Origin of the sequence: Clostridium sp. Marseille-P299, from assembly GCF_900078195.1 — a bacterium.
In the GTDB taxonomy this organism is placed as follows: domain Bacteria; phylum Bacillota; class Clostridia; order Lachnospirales; family Lachnospiraceae; genus Lachnoclostridium.
On the sequence record NZ_FJVE01000007.1, the window covers coordinates 532232 to 554436 of the forward strand.

At 30.4% G+C, this 22205-nt stretch carries 22 protein-coding genes; 21 read left to right on the forward strand and 1 reads right to left on the reverse strand.

Annotated features, from left to right (window positions below; all coding sequences use genetic code 11):
* The first annotated feature begins 72 nt into the window (after positions 1-72).
* The 18 genes from BN4220_RS10550 to BN4220_RS10630 all read left to right on the forward strand — a co-directional run bounded on the left by BN4220_RS10550 (position 73) and on the right by BN4220_RS10630 (position 18247).
* Positions 73-858 carry an AAC(3) family N-acetyltransferase gene (locus BN4220_RS10550; RefSeq protein ID WP_066715873.1) on the forward strand — a complete coding sequence of 262 codons (786 nt, stop codon included), beginning with the start codon at positions 73-75 and terminating at the stop codon, positions 856-858.
* Positions 859-962: 104 nt separating this feature from the next.
* Positions 963-1982: an ArsR/SmtB family transcription factor gene (locus tag BN4220_RS10555; protein ID WP_066715874.1), complete on the forward strand. Its 1020-nt coding sequence runs from the start codon at positions 963-965 to the stop codon at positions 1980-1982.
* A gap of 220 nt (positions 1983-2202) precedes the next feature.
* Positions 2203-3000, forward strand: a complete 798-nt coding sequence (locus tag BN4220_RS10560) for an ABC transporter ATP-binding protein (protein ID WP_066715875.1) — start codon at positions 2203-2205, stop codon at positions 2998-3000.
* Position 3001: 1 nt separating this feature from the next.
* Positions 3002-3781: an ABC transporter permease gene (locus tag BN4220_RS10565; protein ID WP_066715876.1), complete on the forward strand. Its 780-nt coding sequence runs from the start codon at positions 3002-3004 to the stop codon at positions 3779-3781.
* Entirely contained in the window at positions 3781-4563 is a 783-nt protein-coding gene (locus BN4220_RS10570) for an ABC transporter permease (RefSeq protein WP_066715878.1), read from the forward strand. Before BN4220_RS10565 ends, BN4220_RS10570 begins: the two co-directional genes overlap by 1 nt.
* Positions 4564-4728: 165 nt before the next feature.
* Positions 4729-5892 (forward strand): serine hydrolase domain-containing protein, encoded by a 1164-nt coding sequence (locus BN4220_RS10575; protein WP_066715879.1) that lies wholly within the window; start codon positions 4729-4731, stop codon positions 5890-5892.
* A 414-nt stretch (positions 5893-6306) separates the two neighbouring features.
* Positions 6307-7827, forward strand: a complete 1521-nt coding sequence (locus tag BN4220_RS10580; protein WP_242867781.1) for a DUF1538 domain-containing protein — start codon at positions 6307-6309, stop codon at positions 7825-7827.
* A complete protein-coding gene (locus BN4220_RS10585) occupies positions 7820-8485 on the forward strand; it encodes a P-II family nitrogen regulator (protein ID WP_066715880.1) in 666 nt (221 codons plus the stop codon). The genes BN4220_RS10580 and BN4220_RS10585 overlap by 8 nt, the downstream gene beginning before the upstream one ends.
* A 377-nt stretch (positions 8486-8862) precedes the next feature.
* Positions 8863-10164 (forward strand): hypothetical protein, encoded by a 1302-nt coding sequence (locus tag BN4220_RS10590; RefSeq protein ID WP_066715881.1) that lies wholly within the window; start codon positions 8863-8865, stop codon positions 10162-10164.
* A 214-nt stretch (positions 10165-10378) separates the two neighbouring features.
* A complete protein-coding gene (locus BN4220_RS10595; RefSeq protein ID WP_066715886.1) occupies positions 10379-11098 on the forward strand; it encodes a LytR/AlgR family response regulator transcription factor in 720 nt (239 codons plus the stop codon).
* A gap of 5 nt (positions 11099-11103) precedes the next feature.
* Positions 11104-12366: a sensor histidine kinase gene (locus BN4220_RS10600; RefSeq protein WP_066715887.1), complete on the forward strand. Its 1263-nt coding sequence runs from the start codon at positions 11104-11106 to the stop codon at positions 12364-12366.
* A gap of 110 nt (positions 12367-12476) precedes the next feature.
* Positions 12477-13238, forward strand: coding sequence for a hypothetical protein (locus BN4220_RS10605; RefSeq protein WP_066715889.1), 762 nt, complete (start codon positions 12477-12479; stop codon positions 13236-13238).
* Positions 13239-13454: 216 nt separating this feature from the next.
* Positions 13455-13610 (forward strand): cyclic lactone autoinducer peptide, encoded by a 156-nt coding sequence (locus tag BN4220_RS20080; protein ID WP_148401726.1) that lies wholly within the window; start codon positions 13455-13457, stop codon positions 13608-13610.
* The gene (locus BN4220_RS10610; protein WP_066715891.1) at positions 13610-14206 is read left to right on the forward strand and encodes an accessory gene regulator ArgB-like protein; all 597 of its coding nucleotides are present in this window, start codon (positions 13610-13612) and stop codon (positions 14204-14206) included. Before BN4220_RS20080 ends, BN4220_RS10610 begins: the two co-directional genes overlap by 1 nt.
* A 688-nt stretch (positions 14207-14894) precedes the next feature.
* On the forward strand, positions 14895-15779 hold the full coding sequence (locus BN4220_RS10615) for a hypothetical protein (protein ID WP_066715893.1): 885 nt from the start codon (positions 14895-14897) through the stop codon (positions 15777-15779).
* Positions 15780-15883: 104 nt separating this feature from the next.
* Entirely contained in the window at positions 15884-16732 is an 849-nt protein-coding gene (locus BN4220_RS10620; RefSeq protein WP_066715897.1) for a hypothetical protein, read from the forward strand.
* Positions 16725-17594 (forward strand): hypothetical protein, encoded by an 870-nt coding sequence (locus tag BN4220_RS10625; RefSeq protein WP_148401727.1) that lies wholly within the window; start codon positions 16725-16727, stop codon positions 17592-17594. Before BN4220_RS10620 ends, BN4220_RS10625 begins: the two co-directional genes overlap by 8 nt.
* Positions 17595-17605: 11 nt before the next feature.
* Positions 17606-18247, forward strand: a complete 642-nt coding sequence (locus BN4220_RS10630; protein WP_066715902.1) for an ATP-binding cassette domain-containing protein — start codon at positions 17606-17608, stop codon at positions 18245-18247.
* A gap of 209 nt (positions 18248-18456) precedes the next feature.
* On the opposite strand, the gene BN4220_RS10635 is transcribed toward BN4220_RS10630, so the two are convergent.
* Positions 18457-19119, reverse strand: a complete 663-nt coding sequence (locus tag BN4220_RS10635; protein WP_148401728.1) for a hypothetical protein — start codon at positions 19117-19119, stop codon at positions 18457-18459.
* Positions 19120-19651: 532 nt separating this feature from the next.
* Here BN4220_RS10635 and BN4220_RS10640 point away from each other — a divergent pair.
* Genes BN4220_RS10640 through BN4220_RS10650 form a run of 3 tightly spaced genes read left to right on the forward strand, consistent with a single transcriptional unit; the run spans position 19652 to position 22172 of the window.
* Entirely contained in the window at positions 19652-20131 is a 480-nt protein-coding gene (locus BN4220_RS10640; RefSeq protein ID WP_066715906.1) for a DUF2975 domain-containing protein, read from the forward strand.
* Positions 20132-20145: 14 nt separating this feature from the next.
* The gene (locus BN4220_RS10645; protein WP_066715907.1) at positions 20146-20358 is read left to right on the forward strand and encodes a helix-turn-helix domain-containing protein; all 213 of its coding nucleotides are present in this window, start codon (positions 20146-20148) and stop codon (positions 20356-20358) included.
* 38 nt (positions 20359-20396) lie between these two features.
* Positions 20397-22172 (forward strand): DUF4153 domain-containing protein, encoded by a 1776-nt coding sequence (locus BN4220_RS10650; protein WP_066715908.1) that lies wholly within the window; start codon positions 20397-20399, stop codon positions 22170-22172.
* Positions 22173-22205: the final 33 nt, after the last annotated feature.

Below are 22205 nucleotides of genomic sequence, written 5' to 3' on the forward strand. Positions count from 1 at the left end.
AAAATATAAGATAGTGCAATTATAAGTAATACAAAAATATATAAAATAATACAAAGTAAATGAGGAATAGTTATGTATACGAAACAAGATTTAAAAAACGCAATAAAAGCAATGGGCATAGAACCTACGGATACGGTGTTTATCCATTCATCAATGAAATCCATTGGTGAAGTAGAAGGTGGAGCAGATACAGTACTAGATGCCTTCATGGAATATTTATCCGAGGGACTTCTAATTCTTCCTACCCACACTTGGGCGAGTATGAGTGAGTCACATAATGTGTATGATCCAGACAAGGAGCCATCCTGTGTTGGAATCTTAACTAATTTGTTCATGAAACGAGAGGGTGTTGTTCGCTCATTGCATCCAACACATAGTGTAGCTGCCTATGGTAAGGAGAGCTACGAATACATAAAAGGAGAAGAAGATGTAACAACTCCTTGTGCGGTTGGTGGATGTTATGACCGTTTAAGAGAAAAAAATGCGAAAATTCTTTTATTAGGTGTAAATCATATTCGTAATACATTTATTCATGGTGTGGAAGAAGTGTTGCAGGTTCCAGAACGATTTACTGAAAAACCAGTACTTTTTAAAATTATTATGCCAGACGGTAGTATAAAAGAGAATCATGTGTACCGTCATTATAATAAAACAACAGCTCATATTTCAGAGGCATATTCAAAATTAGAGCAGGCATTTTATGATAATCATGTAGCAAAAGAAGTTACTTTTGGTGATGCCAATTGTATTTTATGTGATGCGAATGGAATATTTGAAGTTACAAAAAAAGTGTTATCCCATCAAATTAATTGCTTAATGGAATTAGAAGAGATACCGGCGGAATGGTGGATGGAGTAGAGGCTAATGAATTCATACTTAGAATCATCGTAGGGGAAATGATACAAAATGATTTGTAAAGTCAGAATTTTAGTGATATTATGATAACTGCAAGGGGGTGCCAAATGATCTTTGTAGATATCAAACAGGATAGTACATTTATTTATTCCAAAGAAATTGAGTTATTGTTTGCAGTAGTAGGTATCTTAGGAGAAGTTAAAAATAAAGAGATTTATGAAGAAGTTTATGATAAGGATTTCATTCATCATATAAAGAGAAAGTATAGATATTTATATAGTTTGCACCAAGAAAATCCCTATTTTGCAATTGGTGTTTTAGAATTACTATCATTTTGTGAATTAAAAGAATTTACTTTAGATAGCTTTGAAGATTATCTATTGAAGACAGAGAAAGAATTTTTTATTTATCATTTCTTAGGTCAAGAAGGTGATATAAAAGAAATTAAAAAAGCTGTGAATTCGCAAAATGAGATCGTGGATCTATACAATAAATTAAACTATATAAAAGAAACTTTTCCGTATCTTGTGTTTGAAGACCTTTTTTTAGAAACAGAGCGAATTATAAGAGATATTTTTGCTTGTGCAAATGAGCTTAGGACAGAGCAATTTGATAAGTTTATGGACTCCTATTCTAAGCTTATTTTACTTGAAGAAGGAAAAACGAGAGAAGGATTAAGTGAACTTAAACCACTGGAATATTCGGAACGTATAATGGGGAAAACTTTTGGTCGACGTGGTCCGTATCAACATTTTTACTTTATGCCATCTGTTTTTATACCATATAAAAGTGTGCGTTATATGTACACGGATCAATTTTTAATCTATCGCTTAAAAGAAGATAGGCTAGAATCGAAAGATGTTGTAAAGATACTAAAAGTAATTGCGGATGAAACAAGGTTTTCGATTCTTGAGATATTATCAACAAACGGTCCAATGATTGGAAAAGAAATAGCTGCAAAGCTTTCCATCGCTACATCTACCTTATCTCATCATATGGAACAGTTAAGAAGTATCGGAATCATTCATGAGGAAAGAGTTAAAAATTCAAAATATTATAGTGTAAATAAAAAAATGCGAGCAGAGTTGATCGATAAGTTTTCTCAAGCCCTTGGTAGAGAAGAATAAAAAGACTGTTGCAAATTAGTTCTTTATTTATCTGTTTTAAGTTACAGATGAAAGACTGGTTTGCAACAGTCTTTTTTTTATAAGTCAGTCGTAATAACGACGAGAATGTGCATAACACATTCTTTATACAAAATCCTAATTGACAAAATAAAAAAATATGTTATTCTATTATAATCTAATTAGATATACATAGAACAATAAAGAATAGGATGGTGAGCATATGGAATCCGTAATACAAGTGAATAATGTTACACGGGAATATCGCTTAAGTAAAGGATGGATAAAACGAAAAAAAGAAGTTGTTAAAGCAGTAGACGGTTTAAGCTTTGATGTAAAACGAGGAGAAGTTTTTGGATTGCTTGGACAAAATGGGGCAGGAAAAACTACAACAATCAAAATGCTAATCACACTATTAGCACCTACTAAGGGGGAGTGTAAAGTTCTTGGATACAACACCTTTGGCGAAGAAAATAAAATCAGAAATCGAATCAATTTTATTTTCGGTGGTGAAATGGGAGTGTATCGAAGGCTTTCGGCAAGGGATAATTTAAGATACTTTGCGAATATTTATCTAATTTCACATAAAGATAGGGAAGAGTACATAGAAAATATTCTTGAACTTGTAGGTTTAACAGAGAAAGCAGATTTCTTAGTAGAAACGTATTCCAAGGGTATGATACAACGCTTACAAATTGCAAGAGGTTTAATTAATAATCCGGAAATTATATTTATGGATGAACCTACGGTTGGACTTGATCCAGTAGGTGCAAGAATGTTAAGAGATATTATAAAAAAATTGAAAGAACAAGGGAAAACTATATTATTAACGACACATTATATGTATGAGGCGGATGAACTTTGTGACCGTATTGCAATTATTAATAAAGGTAAATTAATTGCGTTAGATACCCCAAAGGATTTAAAAGCAAATTATAAAATGGAGCATCCTGAAACAAAGCTTTCAGAAAAAGAAGTTACCCTTGAAGATGTCTATATAGCACTTGTAGGAGGAAATTAAAATGAAATCAAAGGTAATCCTTACTACGATGATTTTACAGATGAAAAATTCATTTCAAAGATCTATGTTTCGCTTTTGTCTGATTGCGAATCCAATTGCAAATACAATTTTAATTTATTATATGTTTCAAAATTCCGGAAAAGAGAATTTTATAAGTTATGTCATTATGGGTGCTGGATTAATGGGACTTTGGAGTTGTATTTGCTTTTCATCTGCTGGTGACATTAATCGTGAGCGGTGGAGTGGAACCTTATCCATTATATATACAGCGCCAGCAGATTTCCGACTGATAATATGGGGGAAAATCTTAGGAAATACATTACTAGCTCTTAGTACACTGTTTATTTCCTTTATCACTGCGAAAGTTTTATTTCATGCGGACTTATCTCTTGGTAATCTTGGGTATTTTATCATCTCAATGAGTGCGGCCATTGTATGCTTTATGACAATTTCCATTGTAATTGCTTATATCTTAACTCTTTCAAGAAAAACAACACTGTATATGAATTGTATTGAGATTCCTGTTATTTTGCTTAGCGGTTTTGTATTTCCAATTGATTTGCTTCCTAAGTGGATAATACCAATAAGTAATTGTTTATCTCCAACTTGGGCAGTGAAACTGATTCGGATGAGTATTGAGGGGAATATTAATTTTTATGTCTATTGGAGGACATTTCTAGTCTTAGTGGTTATCAATATAATTTACTTATTTGGAATATCGCTTCTTTATAGAGTAATCGATCATCAAGTAAGAATTCGTGCAACTTTGGAGGTAAGCTAATGATACATAGATTTTTTGAGCAATCTTGGCTCTATTACAAAGGACAAAATTCACAGTTTCGTTTTGAAGAATTTTTGTTATTAAAATTTTCAATACCATTACTTACATTGATCATGTATTGTTTGATGGCATCCTTTGGATTTCAAACAAATCAACTAACTTATTGGGTAGTAGGAAACGCATTCCTTTTATGCACCTCAACTTGTGTATTTACCATTGGTGTTTCATTTAATGGGGAACGGTATTACGGGAGATTACGTTCTTTAATTGTTTCTCCTAGTAATAAACTAATAACTGTGTTACAAAAAGGATTTTTTCCGGCGATAGAATCCTTCTTTAGTGTATTTCTTGGTTTTATCATTGGAGGAGCAATCTTTCACGTGAGTTTTCATGAGGTAAACATGGTTTTACTGATGATAATCATTATTGTTGCGATGTTTTCAGCAAGCGGTTTTGGTATGATATTAAGTATGATTGGTATGGTTTCAAGTGAAATGCATTTATTGCTTAATTGTGCGTCCTATGTACTTGCTATTTTATCAGGTGCAAATTTTCCAGTGGTTATGCTACCAAGTGTGATACAACGACTTACGGATATAATTCCTTTAACAAGAAGTATTAGAGCAGTAAATTTATTGTTTGAAGGAGGAGATTTAACTAAGATTACTAGCTTAGTGATTGGTGAAATTATTCTTGGGCTTTTATTTTATATAATAAGTGTAATGCTACTAAAGGTATCTGAGAAAGTTGCCATTATTAGAGGTAATTTTGATATTTTCTAAATGCTTATTTATCCGAATTAAGATAATGCGTATGGGATTTGAAGAAATTAATACACTGTGGGGCAGGGAATGGAATAGAACTATTATTGAAATATATTCCAGTAAATGCTATAATATGGATGGTTAAAAGGTGTACAATTTGAATGCGAAAGGGGTTTCATTTGTATGAAAGAAAGGTTAGCAGAAATTGTTAATAGTGAGATTCAAGCAGGAAATATTGCGGGTGCAAGTATTTGTATAATCAAAGATGATAAAGAAATTTATTATAATGATTTTGGATATGCAGATATGGAAAAAAAGATACCCATGAAAAGAGATACAATTATCAGGCTATATTCCATGACAAAGCCTGTAACTGCTGCAGCAGCTATGTTATTATTTGAGCGAGGCATAATTGATTTATATGAACCTGTGTCAAACTATTTACCATCTTTTAAAAAACAAATGGTAAGTGTAAATGATACACTTGTTCCTGTAGAGAGAGAAGTAACCATACGTGATTTGTTAAATATGACTTCTGGAATTGTATATCCAGGAGATAATACAGTAGCTGAAAGAAGCATGGGTGCTGTATTTGAGAGCTATATAAGTAATGCATCAAAGGGTCAGTATAGAACAACTTATGAATATTGTAATCGAATGGGAGAATGTCCACTTGCATTTCAACCAGGAGAACAGTGGCTTTATGGAGCATCTGCGGATGTATTAGGTGCAGTGATAGAAGTGGCTTCAGGTAAAAAATTTGGTGAGTTTTTAAAAGAGGAATTATTTGATCCACTTGGTATGGTGGATACGGATTTTTATGTTCCAGCGGATAAGGTGAATCGATTTGCACAAAATTATATCTTTGATGAAAAACAAAAAAAATTAGTACCTTACGAAGGAGACAATCTCGCTTTGACGGATTTTACAAAAAAACCAGCATTTGAAGCTGGTGGAGCTGGACTAGTTTCTACAATCAATGATTATTCAAAATTTGCATTAATGTTGTTAAATGAAGGAATGTATAAAGGAAAACGTATTTTAGGTAAAAAAACAGTTCGTTTTATGAGAACACCTCAATTGACCGATGCGCAACAAAAATCTTTTAATTGGGATTCCATAAGAGGCTATAGTTATGGAAATTTAATGAGGATTCTAACTGATAAGGCGAAAGCAGCAACGAATGCAAGTACCTATGAGTATGGGTGGGATGGTTGGACAGGAAATTATTTTACGATAGATCCCGAAGAAAAATTAATTTTTCTGTATTTTATTCAAAGATGTAATTCTGGAACGACAGAAGCAACAAGAAAATTACGAGCAATTACTTATGGGATGATTCATTAGAAAAAAGATTATTTAAAAAAAGAAGATAAATTAAATAAAAGAAGCTATGAAATAAAATAAATGGACTTTTGCAAATAGTATTATTATAAAATAAACTATCTGCAAAGGTCTTTTTAATTTGTAAATATTCTTTATTTTTTGAAAAATAAGAAAAATACAACTATTTATCTTAATAAAAGCTAATTTATGACATGGAAATACTTAATATAAGCATGGTAAGGAAATTTCAGAAAAAAGAATACTATTAGATATATACTAAATCTATTTATAAAAATTGTGCTAATTTTATATAAAATATATTTCAATCTAAAAAAAAATGTGATATACTTTTTAAGTATGTAAAAAAATATAATTTATAACGAGGTATGGTCTTAACTTATATAAATAGCAAATAGCTTAGCAGTTGGCCGTAGCATGAATAATTGGAAAGGAAGTGACGTATTATTGAATGCATTATTTGAGAAAATGAAAGAGGCTTTATTTTCAGTATTACCAATTACATTAATTGTAGTACTATTAAGTTTCACATTTGTGCCTCTAGATACTGTGACATTAGGTAGGTTTTTATTAGGAGGCTTGTTTATTGTCCTCGGATTATCGATATTATTAGTTGGTGTAGACATTGGTATCACACCAATTGGTTCCTTAATGGGTTCTGCAATGGTTAAAAGTAAGAAAATATGGATTATTGCAATTGCAGGCTTATTACTTGGTTTTTTTGTTTCTGTAGCAGAGCCTGATTTACATATACTTGCAGGTCAAGTTGAGTTTGTTACCTCAGGTATAATTGCTAAATCAATCATTCTTATAGTTGTATCCCTTGGTATTGCAATTATGTTAGCACTTGGGCTTATTCGTATTGTATACAACATACCTTTATATAAGATTCTGCTTGCAATTTATGCAGTGATTCTTATATTATCCTTTTTTGTATCCCCAGAATTTTTAGCAATTTCTTTTGATGCTTCTGGTGCAACAACTGGAGCATTAACAGTACCGTTTATTCTTGCTCTTGCAATGGGTGTTTCCACATTGAAGAAAGATAGTAAGGCATCAGAAAAGGATAGTTTCGGTTTAGTAGCAATTGCATCCTCTGGTGCGATTTTATCGGTTATGATCATGAGTATTTGGTCTAAAACAGGTGAAATAACAGCAAGTTTAGAAAGTGAAGTGACAGCTGATACATCATTTTTTCATCCATTCCTTGATGTAGCGCCTGGGCTTGCGAAAGAAGTTTTTATTGCTTTAATACCAATTGTACTCATTTTCTTTGTTTTTCAAAAAATTTCATTTAAATTATCAAGAAGAGCACTCCATAAAATTGTAAAAGGTATTATATATACATTTTTAGGATTAGTTATATTTTTAATTGGTGTTAACGCAGGATTTATGGATGTTGGAACAATTGTTGGATATCAATTAGCGTTATATGATAATAAGTTAATTATAATAGGAGTTGCATTTTTATTAGGTTTAGTTACAATATTAGCAGAACCTGCTGTATATGTGTTAACAAGACAGATTGAAGATGTTACGAGTGGATATGTAAAAAGAAAAGTTGTATTATTTTCATTATGTATCGGTGTAGGTGTTGCAGTTGCACTTTCTATTATACGTATTTTAATACCAGGAATTCAATTATGGCATTATTTATTACCTGGATATATTATTGCATGTCTTATGACACTAGTTACACCAAAGTTGTTTGTTGGTATTGCCTTTGACTCCGGAGGAGTAGCTTCTGGACCTATGACAGCGACCTTTATTTTAGCTTTTGCACAAGGTGCAGCGGATTCTATTGTAAGTGCGGATGTTTTAATTGATGGATTTGGAATTATAGCAATGGTTGCATTGACTCCATTAATCGCTCTACAAATTTTAGGCTTAATTTTTAAGTATAATTCAAAGAAGAAAGGAATTGTTGCAGATGAATGACACAATTGAAAATATAAATTATGACCTTCTCTGTATCATTGTAAATTATGGAGCCGCAGGGCGAGTAATGAAAATCGCCAAACATAATGGAATTACAGGTGGAACCATTCTATTAGGAAAAGGAACTATTAAAAATAGACTATTAGAATTTTTAGAAATTAATGATGTCAGAAAAGAGATTGTCTTAATCATTGGTGAACGAAGCATTATTCGTAACGCTACTGAAATAATTAGTAAAGAACTTGAATTTCATAAACCAAGGCATGGGATTGCATTTATCATTCCGGTTGCAAATTTCTTGGGTGCTAGAGGCTGTACCTATAATAAGGTTTTAGAAAGTGAAGGTGTAGAAAAAACAATGTATAATTCAATTTTTACAGTGGTTGAAAAAGGGAAAGCTGAAGAAGTGATTGAAGCAGCTCAAAAAGCTGGTTCTAAAGGTGGAACAATTATTAATGCTAGAGGATCTGGAATACATGAAACTCAAAAACTATTTAACATGGATATAGAGCCAGAAAAAGAAATTGTATTAATTTTATCTGAAAGTAGTATAACAGACTCAATTGTTAATTCAATAAGAGAGTGTTTAAAGATTGAAGAACCAGGAAAAGGCATTCTATTTGTATTAAATGTTGCCGAGACCTTTGGATTATATTAATAACGCATAGTGATTCCTAAGTCTGTGAAATATGGATTCCTGTTAAACAATGAATCTATGAATAGGGAAAACTATATGTAAAAAGTAAATAATAAGTATTTCTAATATAAATTAGGAAAAAATGGTGAAAGAGGTTGACGAATGTCAATCTCTTTTTCTATAATTTAGATATATATGAAATAAAATTACAAAACTAGATTATTTACATTATATTACATGTAATATCATTGCTTTAAGTAGATGTTTATAAATAAATATTTATAAGTACATTGTTTATAAGGAGATTATTTTAAGACATTACGTGTATTGAGTAAAATCTATAAAAAATAGTTGACATAAGATTACTTTTAATAAGGGGATAAGGGGGATTGTAAGTGATGGGGTTAAATGTGAGAAAAAAAACCTTAGTGAGGTTGGGAATACTAATAGTTGTAACTTTTATAATAATAGTATCAGTTCGTATTAATTTAACTATGAAAGTATCAACTATCAATAATAAAAACAAGGAATTCACCATAAATAACAATGATAAAGAAATCATCGAACTGTCAGAGGAAGAGATAATAACAGGTAGCATAAGTGATATTCAGGCTCTAACGCAAGAGTTATATGGTCAGTATTATTTCGGCGATATTTCCATGAAAGAATCCGATATAAAAGTTATATCTAGGAATGAGGAAGAAAATATTTATACGATTCAAAGTATGGCATATCTTCAGGATGAACTTTATATTGGAAAAGATGAGTGCTACATAGGAAAAGATGAAATTACTTTTAGAATTCTACCAAATGGGAAAATTCGATTTGTCAGTATAAATCATATGGAAAATATTATACTACCAAAAGAAATGAATAAGCTACAATCCAGTATTATGCCACTTGGAACATTAGATTTAAACAAAGGGGTTAATCATATTGAAAAGGTTGTATATGAGAAATTTGCATGGTGGAATGAAATAAAAAGTTTTGAAAATTTTCAGGTTTCTGAGAAATACTGGAATGGAAAATTATATTATTGTTACTCTGATTTGGATAAAGATATTATCGCTTATGTAAGTTCGGATTTCACGAAAACCACTGTTATTTGTCCCAATGGCTCCTTTACCTTTGATTCACCTGTAGTTGGATATTTTGCAGGTGCAAGTGGCCAATTTTATTTAAAAGATATTACTGGGGATGGAATAGAAGAATTTATTTATATGTATGGTTATGGCGGCACAGGTGTATGGGAATCTCATATAAAAGTATTTAATTTAGAAACATTAAAGGAATATGAAATAGAAGATTTTATTGAGAAAATGGAACGTTTTATAACAGTAGAAGTTGAATCCTTTGAGCTTGAAACAGAGCTACTTACAAGTGATGGACTACAATCTGGAATAGCAACATGTAAGGTTGTAGATATGCTTGGTAATGTTGAATATGGAACAGTATTTGCTTATGCAAAAGAAGGTACTTTACCAGAGTATATACCAAGTAATGAAAGTGGCCATTATATATTGGATTGGAATGACGAGTTACATCGCATAGAGGCTAAAACAAGCATATCTCTAAATTATAATAGAGGTCAATATCTTGGAGGCGTTTCTGGCTATTTTATTTATGATGAATCAGAGCAATGTTTTAAAATTGCAGATGATTTTAAATTTGAAATATATGAACCATTAAGTGATAAATAATTTTTAATATTAAATAAAATGAAAAAAGTTTTTTCTGTAATTTAAAGTTCTTTAAATTCTTATATGGCCTTTAAAGGTCTTGTAGAATCTCCTGATTTTTTCCTTTCCAGATATTTTTCTAAAAAACATGGAAAAATATTTCTAAAAATTACAAAATATGCTATATTATATTAGAGTATAAATTGTAATTAATTGAATCACTGGGGAGGGGGATATGTTTAGAGTTGCAATTTGTGATGACGAACAAGCTATTTGTTCGCAAATCGAAAACATTATCTTAAATTTTCAAAAAGAAGTGTTTGATAAAATTGATGTTGAGGTGTTTTATTCAGGGGAGGAACTATGTAGGTTTATTTTAAACGAACACAAATTTGATGTAATATTCTTAGATATTGAATTAAAACAAATGAATGGAGTTGATTTAGGACGACGTATTCGAGAAGAGATGCACGATGAGGTAACACAGCTAATTTACATTTCAGCAAAGCAAAGTTACGCTATGGATTTGTTCCAAACTAGGCCGCTTAATTTTTTAATTAAACCGATCTGTAAAGAAAAGATAAGTAAAACATTAAAACTTGCAATGCAATTGTCGAGTCGATGCAATTTATTTTTTGAATTTCATGTAGGTAAAATTTATTATAGAGTACCTTACAAAGAAATCATTTATTTTGAAAGTGATGATAAAAAGATACGTATTATATCGATTGATAAAACATACGAATTTTATGGGAAATTAGCAGATATCAAAAAAGGAGTACCTAACAAAGATTTTTTACTAATACATAAATCCTATCTTATTAATTATATGTACGTTTCGGAATCGCAGTATGACAGCATTAAGTTTACGAATGGTGTACATCTTCCAATCAGTCAAACTTATAGAAAAGAAGTAAGAGATTTTCTAATTAAACGTAGAAAAGGTGGGGAGTAAAAAATATGATACACGTAAATGATTTATTATATTTAATTTCAAACTTATTTCGTATGTATGTTCTGTACAGATTAGTGGGTGTTTTTTTTGACCGAACGAATACAAATAAAAAATTAGAGTTTTTTTCCTTTACAATTTTTTTTATTTTAAATAGTACATTATCTATTTATTTTTCAAATCCATTCATAAATTTAGTTACGAATATTGTTTTATTCTTTTTATTAACTATTATTTATGAGGCGAAACTTTCAACTCGAATTATATCAACAGTGTTGTTCTACTCTATAGGTATGCTACTTGATAGTATTTCATATAACATTTTTATTCATATTATACCTGAAAAAAATATAAGAGCTTTTACTAATATATTAAGCAATGTTTTATTTTTTATATTAGTGCTTATACTTGAAAGAATTTCTAGTAATAATAGAGATTCAAAGATGAATCGATTGCATTGGTTAGCGATATTTATGATACCCGTAAGTAGTATTATGATTGTTATAACAGCTTTTGTATCAAAATATAATTCATTGGCTACTACCATTAATGTTAGTTTGTTGCTTGGTATTAATTTCTTAGTATTTTATTTATACGATGCAATGATACAGTATTATGATGATAAATATGAAAAAGTTTTATTAAAACAGCAAAATGAGGCCTATGCAAATCAATTTAATTTAATTAAAGAATCAAGTGAAAATATAAGAATGCTACGACATGACATGAAAAATCACATATATACAATGCAATATATGCTTCAAAATGATAAAAAGCAAGAATTACTTCATTATTTAAATCACACTTATGATTATATTGATGTTTCCACGGAGTATATAAACTCAGGAAATGTCGAAGTTGATAGTATTCTAAATTATAAAATTTATGAGGCTAAGAAATTAGGTACTACTGTTGAGGCAACAGTTAATATTTCAAATAATATTAAGATATCCTCCTTTGACTTAAATATAATTCTTGGTAATTTGTTGGATAATTCCATAGAGGCATTATACAAAAGTAATGAGAAAAATCTACAAATTGAAATGGTTCTTGACCGTTCAGTTTTATATATTTCTATTGTTAATTCATTTGATGGAATTATAGAAAAAAATAATAAAAAGTTATTAACAACAAAAAAAGATTTTTATGATCATGGTATAGGACTAACAAGTGTTGAAAATGTCATTAATAAATACAATGGTAAATTAGATGTTGATTATAATGATAAATTATTCTCTGTAAATATTTTACTATACAATCCGTTACTATAAATAAGAATGAATATCGCAATCATTATATAGTTTTTTCGACAATCTCCCCTTGAAAAATTTTATTTGTGCTAAGATGTGTTTATATAAAAAATAGGGGAGGTTTTATATATATGAGTAGATTTCCTGATATTTTACCTTGCATAACAATTAAAAAGATGGAAGCGCAACCTTTTGAAGTTCGTGCAATGCAAGGATTAGACCAAGGATTCGGGGTTAAGCAATATTCAGCGGAGTATTGTGTGGTGGATAAAAAATATAAAAGGAAAGCAATTGAGATTATTAGTTATATTAAAGGGTTTGCAAGTATTCATGGAATTCGATGTTTAGAATTCAAAGAGTTGATGGGGTTGTATGGGGATATCATTCATGAATTAACTCAGTATATAACTGTTACTGATTCACATATCAAGATTATAGCGGCAATGGAAGAACAGGGAGGAGTAAACGTTTTTCAGTCATTTATGGATGATAATTTTTTGGAACGTTGGGGTGTCGGTGAAGACAAATATGGGATGAAGATCAACTTAGAAAAGAAAAAAGTTATCTCTTGTGGTAATGATGAGAAGTTATATGTTAAAGATGAAAAACCAGGGGTAAATGATATTGTAGGAAGATATATTATAACTATTAATAGAAGAGAATATGATACCATAAGACAAATCTTTATCGGTTATAATGGGCAAGTTACAGAGTTTTATTTTGATATTACTGGAAAAGAAATATTAAAGAGACACTTTAAAATTAGTTTGAGTGCTGTGGGAGAAGAATCTATTCCTTCAAATTACATAGAATCAAGCACCGGTGAAAGTTTTTATCTAAATGATATCAAAAGACGATGTGAGACGTATGTAATTCATGATTATGTATTATAGTATTTATATATTTTAACACATAAGTATATAACAAAATTTATTATGTTTAACATATAAGTATATAACAAAATATGTTATTTTAACAAATATAATGATACTTAATTGTAATTATTTACGAATTTCGGAATAAAAATATAGCAATTTCGACATTTTTTAAATTATGCTAATTTATATGTTAAAATAAATTTACCAATAATTGTGAAAGGGGGTATAGCTTTGAAGACTAGAGGGAAGAATTTAATTTTTAAATTTGGTGGTGTTGTAGCAAGTTTTGCTTTAATGTTAACAACATTAAATGTTAGTACTACTTGCTGGTGGTTAGGACATCAACCAAAATTACCACAAGGTGCGGACAAGCTTCGTAAGTTCTAATGAAAATTGATTTATCTGGTAAGATTGCAGAATCGCTTACCAATAGTGGAATCATCACTACGGAAGATAAAGAGTTATATGAGTACGGTCTACATCATGGACTTCTCATGATAATTAATCTTTTAACTACCGTAGTGATTGGTCTACTTTTCAAAATGGTATGGCAAAGTTTTGTGTTTATGCTTGCATATATTCCTTTGAGAACTTATGCAGGAGGATATCATGCGAAAACACAATTTCGTTGTTATCTTCTTTCTATTGTAATCATGTTAGCAGCACTTTTTGGTATCAAGCAAATACCTTGGACTAGCAGTATTGGTATAGGACTTACCTTATGTGCAGTTGGTATAATCCTTTATCTTTCACCAGTGGAAGATAAGAATAAACCACTGAATCAAGTGGAAGTTAAGGTATATGGTAATCGAGCAAGGTTAATCTTATTTATTGAAATTGTTGTTATGCTGGTCATGATAGTCTTAAAACAGCAACAAGTTGCTTATTGCATTGCAGCTGAATTTGTTGCACTTAGTATAATGTTAATTTTGGGATTTATGAAGAACAGAAAGATAGAAAAGAGAATACACTTTATTAGATAGCAGTAGACTACTATTATTGATTTCTATAATTAACAATTGTTAATTACTGATAATAGTAGATACCAAAGTAAATATAAAGAACATTAAAGGATTAATAGATTGCAGAAGGAATGGTATGAATTCTATTTTGTATGTTTACTTAAGTTAACATATATGTAAAAATTGGTTGCAAACGATTTTTATAAAACTAAGAATGAAAGGGGAATATAAATATTTGCGATAGCTCTTGTAACTGCAACGATAGCTTCATCAACTAATATTTCAGCTAATGCAGCAAGTAGTTATGATCTTTATTGGACAAGTGGGGCACCATCCTCAGATACTAAAATAACTCAGAGCCATTTATTAACCCAAACCAACAATGTTGTTCCATATGTAACAATTGAAACGGATTCATTTACCGTATCTACAGTAGGTGCATATGTAACTGGAACATGTACATCATTTCCAATTCAATCAGGTTATATTTCCTCTGTGGGAACCGATTACTTATATTTTATAGGGAGTGTCCCTCAGGCAGGTAAAGCTTTTTATGTAACTACAAAATTGAATAATTATACAGTATCTAAATCGATTTATGCTTATGGTTCAGTAGGTATTTATTAGATAATAATTAATAGAACTGCAAAAGAAAGAATTTATAAACTTTTTTTTGCAGTTCTAATTACAATTAAGAGAGGGAATGACGATGAAAGCAAGAAATGTCTTAATAATTATTTTATTAATACTTGGGTTAACAGGGTGCGATAAAACTCCTCAGGAAGTTAACGATAATATTAATCAGAATACATCTCAGTCCAATTATAAGGAAGAACATCAATTAGACGATAATCTTGAATTTGATACTATAGATAATATTTTAAAAACATTAGATGATGTCATGTCAGATAGTTATTCTAACATAACATTTGAATATAATATTGATATAAATAAACCAGGTGAAATCGCTCAGAATAAATTTATACAGGTAAGTAATTTTAATGACAATTATTTGGAAGTTATAAAAAGCTTTGTGGGTAATAGCTTTGATAAAAAAAATATATATTGGAATGATAGATTGGATCCTCCAGGCCCTCAATATGATGATAAAGAAAAAAATATTCATTTCGGAATGGGTAATGATGGATTTTATTATTACAGTCATAATGAATTTTTGATAAATATAAGTAATGGAATATATATAGAAGTAGAACGAATACCTTTAAGAATAGAGTATGAAGATCATAGTTACGTATTAATAGATGGGGAAATGAAGATTAGTGAAGCGATTGAACGTGCTGAGGTGTGTGCAGAGGAATTGAAATCCTTCTCTAAAGACATCGAACTAATACCAAGTGAGGTTATTGTATATCAAACAGATGATGGTTACTATGTTTATAATATTCTTTTTACAAAATCTTATAATAATTTATATTTTTCTAATTATTTTTATGATTATTATTCTATTAAAGATAAATTTATTATGGCATTAGAAACCGAAATTTTAATTGAATCAAAGGAGAAAACTATGACCCTACCGATTACACAGCAGGTAATATTTACTTGTCAAAACCCTGTTGGGTGTTTTATTTAGATTTGACTCCAAATAAAGAAGTTTATGTAACTGTAGACCTTGAATCAGGAGAAGTTGATTTTATTAAAAATAATTATTAAGAGTTAAATAATATAAGGAGATATATGAAGATATTTTATGCATTATCACAAGAACTGAAAAAGACTATATTTAATGTAGGATTTATTTTATGTATTTTAATTACTGTAATATTATTTTTTACAACAATATTATATGTCGATTCAAGCACAGGAAAAATCTATTCTGTTATAGAAGGCATTATTCGATTAGATAAAAAGATATTTCTGGGTGATCCTTCCTTTGCAGCAATTAACGTTTTTAGTAATGCAATCAGTGGATATTTTCTTATGTTTATACCGATTATAGCTGCTTTTCCGTTCATTCCTAATTATTGTTCAGAGAGAAATAGTGGTCTTATTAGATTTACGATTTATCGTGTAGGTAAGATGAGATATTATATCTCAAAATTCCTATCTGCTATGTTAGGGGGAGGATTTGCAGTCTTTTTAGGTTATGCAATTTTTGGGCTAATCATTTATTTTAATTTCCCTTCGCACTCATCTTATATATCGTTAATAGGACAGAAAAAAACAAATATCCATTTAATCGTTTTAAAAAGTTTACTTGGAGTGTTTTTATATGGTTCAGTATCGGCTGTTCCAGCATTTTTAATGGCTTCGTTTGTAAGAAATCGATATATTATTACTTGTGTACCTTTCATGATAATATATCTTTATAATACAAGTTTAACAAAAATAAGTTATGATGCAATGTTAGAGAGAAAAAGTTCTACAACTGACTTTATACATACTTTAAGGCCTGAAACAATAAGTAGTCTGGCTTATTATAATAATATGGTGAGAAATTCACTATTAATAAATATAGCTTTTGTTTGTTTCTGTTTTTGTGTATTTGCTATTATAATGAACCGGAGGTGGGATTTTGGTGAATAAGCTAAATATAAGGAAAATATTAGCTACCGCAAGAACAGAATATATAAAGTGGATATGCAATGCTAGAATGATTCTGCTTGTAGTAATGCTTTTATTTATATACAGCTTTGTAATTGAACCATTGCAAGCTCATGCGATAGAAATGAATTCACCTATTAACGTATTAGAACCTTTTATTGCAACAGTTAATTCAGAAGTTTTAGTTATTATTGTTCCAGCTATATTCTTAGCTTTATTTTCAGATTTCCCTCGGACAGATGGAACAACTTTATTTTTTTTGCAGAGAATTGGAAGAATAAATTGGATATTTGGACAAATTTTATTTGCTATTTTATCTATTTTTACATATATAGGAGTTATTTTTATAGGTACAGTTCTACCAGTAATAACTAGTAGCTTTTCTGCAAACGGTTGGTCATTAGTAGTTACGAAATATGCGACTATTTATCCAGAAAGGGCTCAGAGTTTTGCAAGTCTTTTAATAAAAGAAAATATATATAATCAAGTTTCTCCTTGGTATGCAGCTTCTATAGGTTATGGGTTAATGATGCTGTATTTATTAGTTATAGCATTGATAATGCTTGTTTTTAGTTGTTTGAAAAAAAAGATTTTTGGTATACTTACTACGGGGTGTATTATAGCTTTTGGTGGTACTTTTTGTTTGGTTAAGATACCGATGATGTGGTTTTTTCCAATGGCACATACCTCTATATGGTTACATTTCACACAGTATTTTCGTAAACCCATAATGCCGATGTGGATATCTTATACTTATTTTGTATGTACAATAGTGATTCTAATTATTATTAGTTGCATAGCAATGAAAAGTACCAATTTTGATAGTGTTCAAGAGATAGATTAAGGAGAATGGCTATGAGTAATGCAATTGAGGTTAAAAATGTATCGCTACAGATAAAAAAAGATTTGATTTTAAAAAATATTATGGTTGCATTTGAACAGGGGAAAATACATGGTCTTATTGGACGAAATGGTTCAGGGAAAACTATGCTAATGAAATGTATCTGCGGATTTGTGAAAGTAACAAGCGGTGAAATAATCGTTGAAGAAAAACGTGTAGGAAAGGATGTTGATTTTCCCTCTAATTTAGGATTGATCATTGAGACACCTGGCTTTATTCCCTATTATAGCGGTTATAAAAATCTAATACTTCTTGCCGGTTTGAATCATATTGCGGATAAGGCAGATGTTAAAAAAGCAATGGAGGCAGTTGGTCTTGATTATAGGTTAAAACGTGTCGTTAAAAAGTATAGTTTAGGAATGCGTCAAAGACTTGGTTTAGCGCAAGCTATCATGGAAAATCCTTCTATACTAATTTTAGATGAACCATTTAATGGATTAGATAAGGATGGAGTTAATGATATGAGAAAATATTTATTAGATTTAAAAAATCAAGGCAAAACAATTTTAATTGCATCGCATTCGGCTGAGGATATTCGCATTCTGTGTGATACAGTTTATGAGATGGATAAGGGAGAATTAACAGAATACAAATAGCGTATTAAAGTAATTTTACTCCCTAAGCAATTGAGTGTAGGAATAAGCACCCTGCATTGGCCGTCGTCCGCCATCCCGCTGAATGGGCGCCTTGATTGCCCATCAGCAAAAACGGGCCAGACTGTCAATAGCAGCGCAGTATTTGCCGTTCATCTTGCTAACGAATGGATCGGCTGGCTTTGCTATTTCCTCAATAAATCGGATTTTGTTCACACTATGTCAACAGCAAATTTTCCTCTGCTCCACAACCACATTGGCGTATGTATATCTATTGAAACATGATCAGTATCTTTTAATAATTCATACCATCGCTCTACCAGCTTTAATTGCACATCTGAGTCTTTCGCTTCTTCCTCCGTAATAACACCTAATTTTGTACTTGCTTGAATTACATGTGTATCAGGTGCAACCGTGATATGTTCTCGGTCAACAAATTTCGTATCCGTGTATTGTTCCATGACATATAACCAATAATTACAGATTTTATTTCCTCCTAAATAGGGAAACGACCTTTTATTCTTCTGAATATACTCTTTGATAGCAGCAACTTCATAGTTCATGTCAAAAAAGAGATTTCGTACATCACCATTAAATTTCTCCGCAAAAGTGTTACATAACGTTTTCCAAATAAGAGGTTGTTTGTTAGGCTGTAATGCAACCTTATAATCAACAAGAATCTCTTGCAGTTCGTTTTGCGGTATTGATAATACCGATGCGCAGTCAAATAACATTGGCACTTCTCTATAAAGTCTGTTTGCACATTCCCATAAAAGATATGAATTTCTCTGATAATTCAATGCCATAGGCAACGTAAAGTACAGATAGCTTTCTTTCGATGTTTTATCTAATCCCGGATTTTCGTGTTCGGGCATTTTCTCTCCACCCAGCAAACCATCATGATATGCGTTCATAAGTTGCAGAACGCTTTGTAATATTTTTTCTTTCTCTTCCAATGTTTATACCCCCAAATGTTAATTTATCGCTCTCTATTTTTTCTTTCCCCGATGTAGCACATAGCCTTTCGCAAGTTCGGATTTCTTTGCAATGCAGGTAAGCCCTTTTTCATGAATACTTCGTCTATGAACTTTTTGATAGTTTCCATAAATGAATATTTGTCGTTCTGCTTTTCATTTTACAACAATTCCGAGAGCATAGAAACAGTCAGTTTTCCAACGGGATTACCTACCCTTCGGATATACGGCACAGGCGGTGGCGGGACACTGCCCGTAGGACCATTATCCTTTGTAGTCCCTTTTAAATTATATTTTATCAAAATACAAATAATATTTATTGTAAAACGATAAATAAATATTGACTTATAGAAAATAAAGGATTATAATTCATTTAAATAAATTGAAATAAATTGTAAATACGATATTTCAATCACTGAAAGGAACAAGATCTATGAATCAATCTAATTTATCAAAATGGTTAAAGTTTATAACAATTCTAGTTGGGATTATGGGGGCTATTGTATTTTTTATTATATTACCTCAAATAGGCAATGAACTTGCAATAACAAATAAAGAATTTGCATTTTGCTATTGGCCATGGCTAGTGTTTATTTGGGTGATGGCAATACCTTGTTATTTAGTTTTAGTACTTTTTTGGAAGATATGTAGAGAAATAGAAAATGATAATTCTTTTTCAAAAAAGAATGCTATATTACTTGGTTGGATTAGTCGTCTAGCTATTATAGATACAATAATTTGTTTTATTGGTAACATAGTATTCTTCTTTTTAGGTATGTCTCACCCATCCGTAGTAATAGGATTTTTATTTGTTATATTTGCTGGGATTGCCATTGCAGTGGTATCGGCTGCACTTGCTCATTTGGTTGAGAAAGCAAGCAGGATACAAGAAGAGAATGATTTAACAATTTAAGTTGAGGTGAGAAGATGGCAATAAGAATAAATTTAGATGTAATGTTAGCAAAAAGAAAAATGAGCGTAACTGAATTATCAGAAAGAGTAGGAATAACCATGGCAAATATCTCAATTTTAAAAAATGGGAAGGCCAAGGCCGTTCGCTTAGAGACATTGGATAAGATTTGCGAAATTTTAGAATGTCAACCGGGAGATATCTTAGAATATGTAAGTGATAAGAATTAATCAATCTTTTCGTTATCGACGATGAAAGGGGGACTATTATGTCTGACTTAGAGAATTCAATAATCAAAAACAATGTAAGTAATAATAAAAATGAAGAGCAAGAGAATGAAGTAAGGGAATGCACAGAAAAAGAAGAGCAAGAAAATAAAGTAAGGGAAAATGAAGAAAAAGAAGAACAAAAGAATGAAGTAAGGGAAAACGCAGAAAAAGAAGAGCAAGAAAATGAAGTGGGGCAAAATACAGAAAAGGAAAGTGAAAATAAAGAAAATAAAGTTCAAGAAAGTGAAGAGATAGATACAAATAAATCTGGAACGAATACTGATCAGCTAAAACCAGTAAGGGAGAATTATGTTTTTCTTTTACTCCTAGCATTGGGATTTGGATTTTTATTCATGTTCTGCTTTTATGATTTTTATATAAATTTTAATGGAATTTTGTATCCCTTATTTGTAGTTAGTTTATTTGGATTTTCGTTTATAACTTTAAAAGTATTAAATCGAACGATAAAAAAGAATACCTACTTTTATGCAATTGCTGCTGTTTTATTAGGTATTTCCTCATTTTTAACGATGAATTGGTTTATTGTTATATTTAATACCTTAGGAATTATAATTTTATTTACTATATTTTTATTTAAACAGTTCTATGAAGATAGTGATTGGGGTATCCTTCATTATTTTAAAAATATTGTGATTGTATGGTTGGAAGCGATAGCGAGTATTCGATATCTTTTTAAGCATGGTATATCCTTATTAAAACCATTAAAACATGAAAAAAGCAAGTGGCTGCCAATACTCAAAGGTATTATATATGGTGGTATTTTCCTTGGAATTGTACTTCCTTTGTTAGCGAGTGCAGACATGGTATTCCAAAAGTTAATGAAAAGTATTTTTTCAATATTTAAAAACCCTTTTTCAGGAGAATTAAATTATTATTTATTTTTAGTTATTATAGCAATGTTTATGTTTTATGGTTTGATATGTTCCTTTGCCAGCAATGGATTGAATGACAAAGTAAAGGTTATTAAGAAGAAAGAAGCCACGTCTGCAATTGTTATGGCAGGAATAATTACAGCCACATATTTATTGTTTTGTGGTATTCAAATTGTTTATTTGTTTGGAGGGAATTTTTTAACTTTGCCCGAAGGAATTACTTATGCAAAGTATGCACAACAAGGTTTTTTTCAATTGCTATTTGTAGTTATGATTAATATTGGTATGGTGGTTTTGTGTGTAAAGAAATATTCAGAGCACAATGGTCTAAAAAGATTACTAACCATTATTTCTATTTGCACATTTATAATGATAGCTTCTGCTATGTACCGAATGATTCTTTATATTAGCGTATATCATTTGACATTTTTAAGAGTTTTAGTTATTTGGTTTTTAATTACCCTAACAGTTCTTATGATTGGTGTCTTGTATTATATTTATCATAATACGTATAAAATAGATAAATTTTTCTTTCGAACAGTTCTTTTTTGCTATTTTATACTAGCTTTTATGAGACCAGATTATATAATTGCAAATTATAATATAAATCATATAGAGAAAATTCAAAGTGAAGATGTAAGGTATTTAGTATCTGATCTTTCATTCGATGCGATTCCAGCATTAGCAAAAATTGATGAAAATAAACTTGATTTGTCGGAGAAGATGATTTATGGAAGTGATTATGTTGATTTAGAGACCTATATTAATGAATACTATGGTTATGCCTATAGAATGTATGATGGCAAGATTCGTAGTTTTAATGTGTCTAGATATTTTGCATATCAAACTGCAAGAGAACATATAAACAGTTCTTTAAAATAAGGCGATAATTAAGTTAGCGTGTATTAAAGTCAA